Origin of the sequence: Bradyrhizobium sp. (assembly GCF_049798375.1) — a bacterium.
Classification (GTDB): domain Bacteria; phylum Pseudomonadota; class Alphaproteobacteria; order Rhizobiales; family Xanthobacteraceae; genus Bradyrhizobium.
In genome coordinates, this window is record NZ_JBARGP010000553.1 from 1 (window position 1) to 12644 (window position 12644).

At 64.2% G+C, this 12644-nt stretch carries 9 protein-coding genes and 2 pseudogenes; 3 read left to right on the forward strand and 8 right to left on the reverse strand.

The features are described from left to right. From WA702_RS22190 to lptF, 8 genes and pseudogenes are all read right to left on the reverse strand, one after another. A pseudogene (locus WA702_RS22190) lies at positions 1–596 on the reverse strand (hypothetical protein); the annotation flags it as partial. A gap of 366 nt (positions 597–962) precedes the next feature. Continuing rightward, the gene (locus WA702_RS22195; protein WP_425112697.1) at positions 963–2021 is read right to left on the reverse strand and encodes an alcohol dehydrogenase; all 1059 of its coding nucleotides are present in this window, start codon (positions 2019–2021) and stop codon (positions 963–965) included. Positions 2022–2033: 12 nt separating this feature from the next. Next, complete coding sequence (gene rsmA, locus WA702_RS22200; RefSeq protein ID WP_425112698.1) at positions 2034–2918, reverse strand: 16S rRNA (adenine(1518)-N(6)/adenine(1519)-N(6))-dimethyltransferase RsmA; 885 nt, start codon at positions 2916–2918, stop codon at positions 2034–2036. Beyond that, complete coding sequence (pdxA, locus tag WA702_RS22205; protein WP_425112699.1) at positions 2915–3952, reverse strand: 4-hydroxythreonine-4-phosphate dehydrogenase PdxA; 1038 nt, start codon at positions 3950–3952, stop codon at positions 2915–2917. Before pdxA ends, rsmA begins: the two co-directional genes overlap by 4 nt. An 84-nt stretch (positions 3953–4036) precedes the next feature. Beyond that, positions 4037–4981 (reverse strand): SurA N-terminal domain-containing protein, encoded by a 945-nt coding sequence (locus WA702_RS22210; protein ID WP_425112700.1) that lies wholly within the window; start codon positions 4979–4981, stop codon positions 4037–4039. A 91-nt stretch (positions 4982–5072) separates the two neighbouring features. Continuing rightward, positions 5073–7460: an LPS-assembly protein LptD gene (locus tag WA702_RS22215; RefSeq protein ID WP_425112701.1), complete on the reverse strand. Its 2388-nt coding sequence runs from the start codon at positions 7458–7460 to the stop codon at positions 5073–5075. An 89-nt stretch (positions 7461–7549) separates the two neighbouring features. Further along, positions 7550–8647 carry an LPS export ABC transporter permease LptG gene (lptG, locus tag WA702_RS22220; protein WP_425112702.1) on the reverse strand — a complete coding sequence of 366 codons (1098 nt, stop codon included), beginning with the start codon at positions 8645–8647 and terminating at the stop codon, positions 7550–7552. Then, positions 8644–9813, reverse strand: coding sequence for an LPS export ABC transporter permease LptF (gene lptF / locus WA702_RS22225; RefSeq protein ID WP_425112703.1), 1170 nt, complete (start codon positions 9811–9813; stop codon positions 8644–8646). The genes lptG and lptF overlap by 4 nt, the downstream gene beginning before the upstream one ends. A gap of 338 nt (positions 9814–10151) precedes the next feature. Here lptF and WA702_RS22230 point away from each other — a divergent pair, with 338 nt between their 5' ends. The 3 genes and pseudogenes from WA702_RS22230 to WA702_RS22240 all read left to right on the forward strand — a co-directional run. Continuing rightward, positions 10152–11651: a leucyl aminopeptidase gene (locus WA702_RS22230; RefSeq protein ID WP_425112704.1), complete on the forward strand. Its 1500-nt coding sequence runs from the start codon at positions 10152–10154 to the stop codon at positions 11649–11651. A gap of 8 nt (positions 11652–11659) precedes the next feature. Next, the gene (locus WA702_RS22235; RefSeq protein WP_425112705.1) at positions 11660–12112 is read left to right on the forward strand and encodes a DNA polymerase III subunit chi; all 453 of its coding nucleotides are present in this window, start codon (positions 11660–11662) and stop codon (positions 12110–12112) included. 306 nt (positions 12113–12418) lie between these two features. Next, positions 12419–12644, forward strand: a pseudogene (locus WA702_RS22240) (hypothetical protein); the annotation flags it as partial.

Genomic DNA, 12644 nt, shown 5'->3' on the forward strand with positions numbered 1-12644 from the left:
CGGTACAGCGCGCTCGCCAGCAGCCCCGACAGCGACAATGCACCGACGACGACCATCAGCAGCTTCCGGATCGGCGCGACGTGCTTCACCGGTTTGACGGGGGTGCCAACAGGGCTATCCGTTGGCGGCGTCGACGCCGCAGGATCTGACGCGGGCGGCGGCGCGTCCGGTGCCGGCGATGCGGCGGCTGCAGGGGCAGGGGCCGGCGAGTCCATCTCGGCTGACGCCAGCGGCTGCCACGACGGTGCAGCCGTATTGTGCTGCAAGCTGTCATCGAACGAGGTTTCAGGCCGGGTGCGCAGGAGGCTCCGCGTGGCAGGCTGCGGCTTTGCCGCTGCGCGGGCGTCATCGTCGGCGAGCGCCTCCGTGCTGACGCGTGGCGCCGGGCCAGTGCCGCGGCGCGGCGTGAGCTTTGGAGCGGTCGGCAGGGCGAAATCCCAGGCCGAGGAAGCCTGGTTCGCCTGACGCGGCGCGGCGTCCTCAGCGCTATTCTGGGCGGCTGCGGTCGAATCCTTGAGGTACCAGCAGCGGCGGCCGCGTTCGAGGCGGTAGCGCCAGTGCTGGCCGTCGGCCTTGTCGCCGGTGGGCGCGGTCAAGCAGTCGTCCGCCACGGCAGCCGGGATTCGCGGCAGCAAAGTCAGCACAGCAGTTCCGATGAGACCGGCAAGAATGGCGCATGCGAATTTGGCGCGTCGTGTGGCCAATTCTTGACTCCGGGTACGCGAACGAACGCTGCGTTCTCGGAGACAAGTTGGGTCGCAATGAGCCACAAATCCGGATTAATTCTGGCCCTCATTATTCCCGTGGAACTGCGACATTTTCCTCACAGCGTGCATAGGAACAGAGCGCGATTTCAGCTCGAAACCGCGCCCAGATGGGCTAATCGCGCGCGGTCACCGTCTCGCGATCGATGGCGGTCCCGACCGTTGTTTATGGGGACAGCGGGGAAAACTCGTCACGCCTCAGTTCGTCAGGATGACGCGGCCGACCACCTCGCCTGCGCGCAGCGCGTCGATCCATTTCTGGACGTCGGCCATCGGCTCTTCCCGCATCGGCGTCGGCGTGATCTTGCCGGCGCGTGCCAGCGCCATCAATTCATGCGCCTCGGCGAGTGTGCCGACCATGAAGCCCTCGATGGTCATGCGCTTGTAGACCCATTGCACCATCGGCAAACTGAACTGCCCGCCCATTAGGCCGGAGACCACGATCTTGCCGCCGCGGGCCAGCACCGAGACTGCGAACGCCATCGATTTTTCGTTTCCGGCGAAGTCGACGATCTCGTCAAAGCCGCCGTCGGTCTCCTTCAGGATGCGCTTGAAGACGTCGGGCTCGCTGGGATCGTAGGCCACCGAAGCGCCGTTCTTCAGCGCGGCCTCGCGCGCGGCCGCGCTGAGATCGGCCACCGCAACCGGCTGCTTGAACATCGCCTGCGCGAACGAAAGGCCCATCTGGCCGACGCCGCCGAGGCCGATCAGCAGCAAATTGCGCTGGCGCGGCCGATCGACCAGGCGCTTGAGCGCGCCATAGGCGGTGACGCCGGAGCACATCAACGTCGCGGCCTGGTTGACCGGCAGCGGATCGTATTCGAGCAGATATTTGGCGTCGGGCACCAGCACGTGTGTCGCGAAGCCGCCGTCGATCGCGACGCCGAGGAAGCGCTGCTTGATGCAGAGATTCTCGTCGCCATTGGCGCAGTCGCGGCATTGGCCGCAGCCGATCCAGGGAAACACCGCGCGCTTGGCGCCGATCAATTCCTTGGGCACGTCAGGCCCGACCTCGTCGACGACACCAGCGATCTCGTGGCCGAGCGTGAACGGCAAGGTCATGCCGCGCGTGGTGTCGAGCTTCTTGCCGCCGCCGAGATCGGCATAGCCATCCTGGATGTGCAGGTCGGAATGGCACAGGCCACAGCACTCGATGCGCACCAGCACTTCGCGCCCCTGCGGCTTCGGCGTGTCGACAATGGTCTCACACAGCGGGGCGTCGAACTTGACCAGCGACTGGCGGCGCATCAATGCCATTCAGGGTCTCCCTTATGATGTTTGTTGGTTGGCGGCGGGCGGGATGTTTTCGGCGCGACTATTGGTCAATTCACGCGCCATGGCAACAAAGCCCGAGATCGGCACGGTTTCGGCGCGCCGCGTCGGATCGACACCGGCGGCGGCTGCGAGCCGCGCCGGATCTGATGGCAGCGACTTCAGGCTCTGCCGCAGCATCTTGCGGCGCTGCCCAAAGGCCGCAGCCGTGACCTGCTCCAGCGCGCGGCGATCGCAAGCTTCGGGCGTGGGGCGCGGCACCAGCCGCACCACCGAGGAGGTCACCTTGGGCGGCGGCACGAAGGCGGCCGGCGAGATGTCGAACAGGATCTTGGTCTCGCAGCGCCAGTTGGCAAGCACGCCGAGCCGGCCATAGGCCTCCTCGTTCTCGCGCGCGACGATGCGCTCGGCCACCTCGCGCTGGAACATCAAGACCATCATCTCGTACCAGGGCGGCCAGGGCTCGACCGACAGCCAGCCCACCAGCAGTGCGGTGGCGATATTGTAGGGCAGGTTGGCGACGATCTTGGCTTTGCCATTGCCGAGATAGGGCCTGGGATCGAACGTCCGCGCGTCGGTGCAGACGATCTCCAGCCGCCCGGGATAGCGATCAGAAATCGCCCTTAACGCCGGGATCGCGCGCTCGTCATGCTCGATCGCGATGACGTGGCGGGCGCCGAGCGCCAACAGCGCACGCGTTAGTCCGCCCGGACCGGGGCCGATCTCGACCACCGTCGTATCCTCGAGCGGGCCAGCAGCGCGCGCAATGCGTGCGGTCAGATTAAGATCGAGCAGGAAGTTCTGTCCCAGCGACTTGCGCGCCGACAGCGCGTGCTCGCGGATGACCTCGCGCAGCGGCGGCAGGTCGTCGATCGCGCTCATGCCGCAGTCGCCGCCATCCGTGCGGCGAGCTTCAATGCTGCGACGAGGCTTGCGGGGTTGGCGCGGCCGGAGCCCGCGATGTCGAACGCGGTGCCATGATCGGGCGAGGTGCGGATGAACGGCAGCCCGAGCGTGACGTTGACGCCCTCGTCGAACGCCAGCGTCTTGATCGGGATCAGCGCCTGGTCGTGATACATGCACAGCGCGCAGTCGTAGGTCGTGCGCGCCGCGGCGTGGAACATGGTATCGGCCGGCAGCGGTCCGCGTACGTCGAGGCCCTCGTTGCGCAGCGTCGCGATCGCGGGCTCGATGACGTGATCGTCCTCGGTGCCCATCGTGCCGTGCTCACCGGCATGCGGGTTGAGGCCGGAGATCGCGAGGCGCGGCCGCGCCAGGCCGAAATGACGCCGCAGGCTCGCCGCGACAATGCGCGCCGTCGAGGTGATCAGCGGGCTGGACAATTGCTCGATCGCCTTGCGCAACGGCACATGGATCGTCACCGGCACCACCGCAAGCATGGGTGACCACAGCATCATCACCGGCTGCGGGACCCGGCCGTCCTCGGCGGCCAGCTCGGCCAGGAATTCGGTATGGCCGGGATGTTTGAAGCCGGCACGCGTGAGCACGCTCTTGGCAAGTGGATTGGTGACGACGGCGCTCGCGCGCCCTGCACGGACATCGATGACGGCCCGTTTGATCGCGCCGATCACGCACCTCGCGCTGCTGGCATCTGGCCGGCCGGGAAGGGCGGTCGCCGATTCTCCGGTCGGCACCACCGGAAGCGCATCGGCGAAGCGTGCAACGGCTTGGTCCGGCGTGACCTCGGCGATCGGGATGTCGAGGCCGAGCAGCTTGGCGCGTTGCCGCAGCAGGTCCGGATCGCCGAGCAGATAAAAAGCGGGAAGGCCGAGCGCATCGCGACGATGCCAGGCCTGCAGCGTGACCTCGGGGCCGATGCCGGCCGGCTCGCCCATGGTTAGCGCCAACGGCTTGGCATCGTCCTTGGCAGTTTTTTTGGCGGTTTCCTGGACCATCGACAGGTGCTCCGGTTCCGGCGTTCGCATCATCTGCAGCGGCCTTTAAACCTGCGAACGCCGGAAATCAAAGCAGCTTCGAATTTACTTCCCCCGGTATTCGATCATCGCGGCCTTGCGGACTTCGTCCAGATAGGCCTTCGAGGTCGCCTCGTATTTCTTGCTGTACATCTGTTCCTTGATCTCACGCTTCTTCGGCGTGTCGATCGTGGTCGGATTGCGCGCGCACAGGGCTACCATCTGGATGCCTTGCTTGGTCGCTTCCGGCGGCGTCAGGTGGCCGATCGGTGTGTCGTCGAGCAGCTTGCGCAGCACGGGCGGAATGTCCGCCGAGGTCTTGACCACGGTCTCCTTGATCACGGCATTCGCCGTGGTTCTCAGGACACTATTGGCCTCGGCGCAGGTCTGGATCCGCGCGCGCAACGCTTCGGCCTCCTTATGCCTGAACTCCATGGCGCCCTGGTCTGCCGAATTCGAGACGATCAGGACGATCGGCTGCATCTTGTACTCGTAGGCCTGGCCCTGCTGATCGGTGTCGCCGCCGGCGGCGGCGACGGCCGCAGCCACGTCCTTGTCGGAGACCAGGAGCCGCTCCTTGTAGCGGCCGCGCACCAGGCTGGTCCACACCATCTCGGCCTTGATCCGGGCCTTCAATGTCTCTGGCCGGACGCCTTGGCTCTCGAGCGACTTGGCGAGCTGGTCGGGCGTGATGTGCATGCGCGAGCCCATGCCGGCGAAGGATTGGTCGATGTCGGAGGCACTCGGATCGACGCCGAACTTCTTGCCCTCCTTGAGCTTCACCTTCTCGTCGATCAGTTCGTTGAGGACCTCTTGGCGGCTCGATTGCTTATGCGTGCTGAGAAAGTCGAGCTTGGTGCGCTGCTCGATGTCGTAGTCGGTGATCGGCTCGCCGTTGACCATGACGACGATACTCTGGGCGTGGGCAGACGATCCGCCGGCGCTGAAGGTCAACGCCACAAGGCAGCCAAAGGCCAGCGCCCGAAGGCTGAGAGGGAACCGGATGATCATGACTAAGCTTCGCCGCTCGCAATGAATCCAAATCCAAGCCGCGCCGCGGGGTCTCCCGACCTGGAGCGCCGGCGGGGCCGGCGGCGCGCTGTTAGAATCCTACAGTGGTGTTGGCAAGGGTCCGAAGGCCGATCTGAAGCATGAAGGTGTTGTTCAGCACCGGGGCCGTCGTGCCCACTGTGTAACTATAGGACTTCACATAGTTGGCAGCCAGCACGAAACAATCGTCCACATAGCCGGCGCCAATCACATATTGATTGATCTTGTTCGCCTCGAGATCCCAACGCGCTGCGCCCGTCAGCACCCAGTTGTTGGCAATCTTGACGGATCCGGAACCCAGCACGCCCTCGCGGCGGGTCAGGTAGCCGAGATCGGGCTGTGCCGCGTAGTCACCATAGGTCACTGCGACCGACCAGCGATCGAAGTTGGCCTTGGCCTCGGCCTCGAACCGCTGCACTTCCCATGTCTGCTGGTCGAAGCGCGAGCGCACGCTGAATGTGTAGGTGCGGTTCGGTGAATAATCGACGCTAGCCACATAGTCGGACGCGGCGCGCTGCAGGCCGGAATCTACGCCGGTGTTGGTGACATCCTGCACCGCGAAGGAATTCATGCCGAACAGCTGGTAGGACTGCCCGAACAGAGTCTTGACCGTGCCGCCGCGGTCGAACTGCGTGGTGGCCTGGACGCCGACATTGGCGCGGCCGCCGCCCTCGACGCGGTCGTAACCGGAAAACTTGTCGACGCTGAACAGGTTCGAGGTGTCGAACACCATGCTCTGCGCGTCTTCGTTCGGAAGCTTACCCGCATAGCTTTCGTTCGGCCGGATGATAACCTGCGCGATCGGCTCGAGCGTCGTCGTTCCCCACGGCTGCACGTTGATGAACGGATAGCGATATTCCAGACCTACCGTCGGCATCACCCGCAGCGCCTGGGTATCGCCGGTCGGCAGGAAGTTCGAGACGCCCGGCTGGTTCGAGATCTCGGCATTGATCGCGTCGGCGCGCACGCTCGCAAACGGCGTCCAGATCTCGCCGATCGAGTCCGTATACGAGCGCCGCCACTGCGCTTCCGCTGTCAGCCGCGTATAGGTTCCGGGCACGCCGCGCAGCAGGCACTGCGACGGCATCCGCGCCAGCGGGTCGGCGGAGGCCATGGTGCACAGGCCGCTGGTGTTGGCCCGTGTGGTGATCGGATCGAACACCGCATCGTTGCGGGTCAGGTTGACAAAGTTGGTCTTGTAACTGAACTCGCCGCCGAAAACCGGGCGGTTGAGCACATTGGCGTAATCCAGCACCGGATAAACCACCGGCACCTGCTGCTGGTTGCCCGAGAAGCTCAGGTAATACATCGTCCGCACGTCGAAGAAGCTGCGGTCTCCGACGCCGGTCAGATAGAGCTGCGAGATTGCTTCCGTCGGCAGGTTCATGAACGAGCCGTAGGGGTCCTTGAACTGCGACAGCCTGTAGTCGGAAAAGAAGTAGTAGTCGGTCAGGGCCACGCCGTCCCAGCCCCAGACCCACTTGTCGTTGATCGCGAACTGGCCCTTGGTCTCGACGCCGCCGCGGAACTGGCGGTCGCCAGGTTGGCCCGCCAGCGCACCCGGATCGAGCTGATCGATGCCGTAGAGACGGACCTGGTAGGCGCCGCTGTCCAGGCGTTGGCGGAATTCGGCCTGCATCAACACGCCCTGCTTGGACGTGATGCGCGGGGTGAACGTCGCGTCATAGTCCGGGGCAATCGCCCAATAATAGGGAATCTCGACACCGAAGCCGAACGCCGTCGAGGACGGGAAGTTCGGCATCAGGAAGCCGCTCTTGCGCTTGACCGTCGGGTCGGGCGTCGAGAAATACGGCAGATAGGCCATCGGGACGCCCAGGAATTCGAGCTGGCCACTCTCGAAGTAGAGCATCTTCTCCTTCTGGTCGTGGATGATGCGGGCACCCTTGACCTGCCAGAGCGGCGGCTTCTTCGGATCGTCCTTGCACGGCGCGCAGGCGGTGTAGACGCCGTTTTCGAACACCGTGTAATTGCCGCTCGAACGGTCGGCGCGGGTCGCCGCCATCCGGGTCTCGTCTTCGGTGTCGACCCGCAGTGAATCGACGAAGCCGTCGCGATAGTCGTCGGACAAATCGAGGCTGTTGGCGTAGGTGATCTTGCCGTCGGCATCCGTCATGCGGATGTTGCCTTCGGCATGCAGCCGCTTGGTCTTCTGGTCGTAGATCACCTTGTCGGCTTCGACCGACGTGCCGTTGTAGAACAGCTGCACGTTGCCGTTCGCCACAACGCGCGAATTATTATAGTCGTAATCGACCTCGACCGCCTGGACCAGCATCTGGTTGTCGTTGGCCACCCGCGGCGGCTTCGGTTTCGGCGGACGCTGGTTATAGACGAAGCCCTGCGCGGCGGCAGGCGCTGTTGCCGCAAGGTCGAGCAGGGTCGCTCCCGCGAGCATCAGCGCGAGAGCAAGCAGAGGACGCATGACAGCGGACGCACGCAGACACAGCAGGCGCACACTCGCGCGCTGCCGGGCCACGGCGTTATTCCGCTGACGGACGGCGACGACAGACACTAACCGTCCTCCTGGTAGAGCAGGGCCAAAAAACCGGTGAGGCCGCCGACGAACACCGGCAGCCACGCCGCAGCGATCGGATTCATCAGCTCGGCCTTGCTCAAATCTTCAGTCACTTTCGACAGAACGTAGAGCAGAAACCCTGCGCCCACGCCACTCAAAACCATCTTTTGCACGCCGCCCATCCGGAAGAACCGCAAGCTTACGGATGCGGCCAGCATGACCATCGCAGCCAGCAAAAACGGTTGCGCGATCAGCTTATGATACTGCAGACGGTAGCCCGCGGTCGCGAACCCTGAGCTCTCCGACGAGCGGATGTAGCTCGGAAGTTGCCAAAACGACACAGTTTCGGGGGTCGAAAAGCTGTTGCGGACCTGGGCCGGGGTGAGGGTGGTCGGTACCGTATAGGTGTCCTGGTCGATCGGGGGGGCATTGAGGGAGAATCGGCGCACGTTCCTGAACACCCATCGCCCTTCCTCGAGCACCGCCGCGCGCGCCTCGATTCGCTCCTCGAACTGATCATGCTTATCGAACCGGAACAGGGTCAGACCGGTGAGCCGGACGCCCTGCTGCTCGCTGCGCGCCGCGTTGATGATGACCTGTCCGTCGGGGATGATCTGGTTGAGCCAGAAACCGGAAGCATCCTGAACGCCGCCGCCGGGCGCCGAGCCGAACAACTCAGCCTCCATCTTTTTCGACAGCTCCCGCAAATTCGCGGACATCGGATTGTAGGCAACCGTCGCGAGAAAGCCGAGCATGATAGCGCTGGCGAGCGCCGGCGCAATGAACTGCCAGGCGGACACGCCGGCGGCGCGCGCGACCACGAGCTCGAGCCGCCGCGACAGCGCGAGATAGCAGGTCATGGCGCCGATCAGGACGCAGAACGGCATCATCTTCTCGAGCAGCTGCGGCACCCGGAACAGCGATGTCTCCGCCACCATGATGGCCGAGGCCGAGACCAGCCCGGAGGTCTTGCGCACCATCTCGATGTAGTCGACCAGCACGAGCAGCACGAAGATGCTCGCGAACACGCCCACCGCATTGACCAGGAAGCGGCCGGCGAAATAGCGCCCCAGCGTGTTGGTGATCATGTTCATGCGGTGGCGGGCCTTCGGAACAGCCGCGCCAGGCGCGCATTGGACCGGTTGATCGCCTCCATCAGGGCCGCGGGCGGCTCGACCACGACGCCGCCGACGATGATCCAGACGGAGAGGCCGATCACGCCGAACAGCATGGCATATTGCACCAGCGCGGCGATCGGGGTCTTCACCGTCATCACCGAGCAGGCAAACCCGGCCATGCGGACGCCGAACACGGCCAGAATGGAGCTGCCCATCGAAAAGTTACGGCTCTGGCGGGTGGTGCGCGGCGCACCTAGGAAGGCGAAAGTCAGGGCGGCGAAGGCGAAGGGATAGATCGGGGCCATGAAGCGATCGTGCAGCTCCTGGCGGAATTGCCCGGGAATCTGCTTGTAGACCGGGTCTTTCTCGTCCGGAGAGAGCAGCTCCCACAGATAACGCTCGCGGATTCCGAGCGCGACGTCATGCCCCCCGCTGGAGAATTTGGACATGTCGAACGCGTAGCGGCCGAAAGCCACCATGGTCGGCTCGCGCTTGCCGACTTCGAAGCGTTCGAGATTGCCGTCCTCCAGCACCAGGAACGAGCCATCGGTGTTCTTCACCACGGTGCCGTGGTCGGCGATGATGGTGTTGCGTTCCTTCGGGTCGCGCCGGTCGTCGATCAGGATTCCCTTGAGTTCGCCGCCCGGCGCGCGCTCCCGGATGCGGATCGTCAGGTCCTGATCGAGCTGCTTGAAGCTGCCCGGCTGCAGGATGTTCGCCAGCACGTCGGCGGTGATCTCGGCGTCCCACTGCTTGATCCGGCGCAGACCGTCGGGCGCGACATAGGCGGAGATCACGGTCACCATCGCGGCGACCACGCAGGTTGCGTACACGAATGGAAGAAACAGCCGGACCGGCGACATGCCTGCGGCGTTCATGACGATGATCTCGGAATCGGTCGCGAGCTTGTTCAACGTATGCGAGATCGAGATCATCACCGCGATCGGCGCGATCACGCCGACCAGCGACGGAATCACGAGGCTGGTGATGCCGAGAAAGGTGACGATGGTCTGGCCCTGGCTCGTCATCAGGTCGATGCCGCGCAACGCCTGCGTAATCCAGATCACGCCGGTGAGGCTGACCAGGACCATCGCAAACGACGTCAACGTCGTGCGAAAGATATACCTGTCGATCGACCCCATCGTTACCGTACGATCCCCCACCCAGCACTCGCTCGGAGCAGCGCCGCAACCACCCCCGACAGGGGTCCCCCAGGTTGCTGGCACAATGACGTTCCGATGGCCGATCCTCTCACTACCATCCCTTTGATCCGTCAACAAAATGGCTGTGGCGTGGCACGTTAAAAATATGCTTAAAATTTAACTGATGTGGCCTCTCAGACACGGGACCCTTGGCAGCACCGGGGCAGCCGGGCCATAGTGGCACGACATGCGTTCCATAACGTTACTGCCGCGCCTCACGGACACGATTCCAGGAGCCGCTGCCGGTGGCTCCTGTTGCATTTTTGGAGGATCATTTGATGCCCGACGCCGTCAAGGTCGGTTTCGTTCCATTGTCTGCAACGCCGCGCGGCATCGTGGTGGTGTTTTGCGATGACGGCTTGCGAATAGGGCAGGCCTCGCAAAAGGCGCTGAACGGCGCGGCCGACCTCATCAAGCGCGCAGCTGCGACGGCCCAGTTCAAGGGCAAGGATGGTGCGGTGCTGGACCTCCTGGCGCCTCACGGAATCAAGATTCAGCGCTTGATGGTGATCGGAACCGGCAAGGGCAAGGACCTCAAGGATCGCGATTTCCTCAAATATGGCGGCACGTTAGCCGGGCGCCTGAATTCGGCGAGCGAACCGGTAACGGTTCTGACCGAGCTGCCCGAGGCAACCATGACACCGGAGCAGGTCAGCGCACTGGGCGCCGGCTTGAAGCTGCGGGCCTACCGTTTCGATCGCTACAAGACCAAGAAGAAGGACGAGGAGGGCGGCGTCCGTGCCGACATCGCCCTCGCCGTAGCCGATCCGGCTGCCGCCAAGAAGGCGTTCGCGCCCCAATCCCATCTCACGGACGGCGTCATCATCGCCCGCGATCTCGTCAACGAGCCACCGAACGTGCTGTATCCGGAGGAATTCGCCAAACGCGCCGCGGCCTTGCGCAAGCTCGGCGTCGTGGTCGAGATCCTCGACGTCCCGGCGATGAAGAAGCTCGGCATGGGCGCGCTGCTCGGCGTCGGCCAGGGTTCGGCCCGACCGAGCCGCACCGTGGTGATGCGCTACAATGGCGGCAAGGCCGGCGCGCAGCCGGTGGCCTTTATCGGCAAGGGTGTCTGCTTCGATACCGGCGGCATCTCGATCAAGCCGTCAGGCTCGATGGAGGACATGAAGGGCGACATGGGCGGCGCGGCCTGCGTGGTCGGGCTGATGCATGCGCTGGCGGCGCGCAAGGCCAAGGTCAACGTGGTCGGCGCCATCGGCCTGGTCGAGAACATGCCCGACGGCAATGCCCAGCGTCCCGGCGACATCGTGACCTCGATGTCGGGCCAGACCATCGAGATCATCAACACCGATGCCGAAGGGCGGCTGGTGCTGGCCGACGTGCTCTGGTACGTCGCGACCAAGTTCAAGCCGAAATTCATGATCGATCTTGCGACGCTCACCGGCGCGATCATGGTGGCGCTCGGGACCGAACATGCTGGCCTGTTCTCCAACAATGACGAACTGGCCGACCGGCTGATCAAGGCCGGGCAGGAGACCGGCGAGAAGGTGTGGCGCATGCCGCTCGGCCCCGAATACGACAAGCTGGTCGATTCGCAGTTTGCCGACATGAAGAACACCGGTGGCCGCCACGGAGGCTCGATCACGGCCGCCCAATTCCTGCAGCGTTTCGTCAATGACGTGCCGTGGGCGCATCTCGACATCGCTGGCACCGCGATGGGCGCGCCGAAATCCGAGATCAACCAGAGCTGGGGCTCAGGCTACGGCGTGCGGCTGCTCGACCGATTGGTGTGGGATTCCTACGAGGCCAAAAAGTAAGCCGGCGCATGACGGAAGTTCTGTTCTATCATCTGCAGAACATGTCGCTTGAGAACGTGTTGCCGCCGTTGCTCGAGAAATCGCTCGAGCGCGGCTGGCGCGTCGTGGTGCAATCGACATCACCGGAGCGGGCCGATGCGCTGGACGCGCATCTGTGGACCTATCGCGACGATTCGTTTCTGCCACACGCCACCTGGCGCGTGGCCGATGTTGCCGATCAGCCGATCGTGCTGGCCATCGAGGACGGCAACCCGAACGGAGCGCAGGTCCGGTTTCTGGTCGACAACGCGCCGCTGCCGCCTGATTCGGCCAGCTATGAGCGGATGGTATTGGTCTTCAACGGCGATGACGACGACGCGTTGGCGGCTGCGCGCGCAGCCTGGACCGATTGCAAGGCGCGGGGGTTCGAGTCCACCTATTGGCAGGCCGACGAACGCGGTCGTTGGCAGCGCCGGCAATAGCGAGAGCGCAGCGCACCCTCAGACCATGGCGACGGCGCGCAATTAATGATAATTTGTCGTTTATCCCGGCGCGCCAATTGGCAAAGCCACGGTCGTGCCGCAAAGTGATGGTGGGACGAGACGTTACGGCTAGTCGCGGGGGACTGGAACATTCGCTTTGATTTTGATGGCGAGTCCGGCTGCCGCAGCATTTGAAGTGACAATCCAACAAGGTTCATCGTGCGAGATCCCAACGAAAAGCTTACGCGCGTCCTGGCGTTCCTCGTGCTCACGTCGGCTGTGGCAGGCTGTTCCGGGGCGTCGGATATGCTGTCCATGAAGGATGCCGAATGGTTCTCGCGACCGGGGCGCCTGTTCATCCGCAGCGTCTCGATCGATACGCCGCCGCTGACGCCGGACAAGCCGATCACGGCGGATGATCTCGTCAGCGCCGAGGGTGGCTGTCCCGGCATGTCACCTCCGGGTGGGCCGGCCGATGCCAATGCGTCGAGCGAGGCCGCCGGCGCGCCGCCGCCTGGCGCGGGTGGCTCGG

What these genes read in the sequence shown, in the direction of transcription:
- pdxA (WP_425112699.1), bottom strand. Translation starts at nt 3,952, where the DNA reads ATGGTCCAGGAAACCGCCAAAAAAACTGCCAAGGACGATGCCAAGCCG.
- WA702_RS22195 (WP_425112697.1), bottom strand. Translation starts at nt 2,021, where the DNA reads ATGGCATTGATGCGCCGCCAGTCGCTGGTCAAGTTCGACGCCCCGCTG.
- lptG (WP_425112702.1), bottom strand. Translation starts at nt 8,647, where the DNA reads ATGAACATGATCACCAACACGCTGGGGCGCTATTTCGCCGGCCGCTTC.
- WA702_RS22215 (WP_425112701.1), bottom strand. Translation starts at nt 7,460, where the DNA reads ATGCGTCCTCTGCTTGCTCTCGCGCTGATGCTCGCGGGAGCGACCCTG.
- lptF (WP_425112703.1), bottom strand. Translation starts at nt 9,813, where the DNA reads ATGGGGTCGATCGACAGGTATATCTTTCGCACGACGTTGACGTCGTTT.
- WA702_RS22230 (WP_425112704.1), top strand. Translation starts at nt 10,152, where the DNA reads ATGCCCGACGCCGTCAAGGTCGGTTTCGTTCCATTGTCTGCAACGCCG.
- rsmA (WP_425112698.1), bottom strand. Translation starts at nt 2,918, where the DNA reads ATGAGCGCGATCGACGACCTGCCGCCGCTGCGCGAGGTCATCCGCGAG.
- WA702_RS22210 (WP_425112700.1), bottom strand. Translation starts at nt 4,981, where the DNA reads ATGATCATCCGGTTCCCTCTCAGCCTTCGGGCGCTGGCCTTTGGCTGC.
- WA702_RS22235 (WP_425112705.1), top strand. Translation starts at nt 11,660, where the DNA reads ATGACGGAAGTTCTGTTCTATCATCTGCAGAACATGTCGCTTGAGAAC.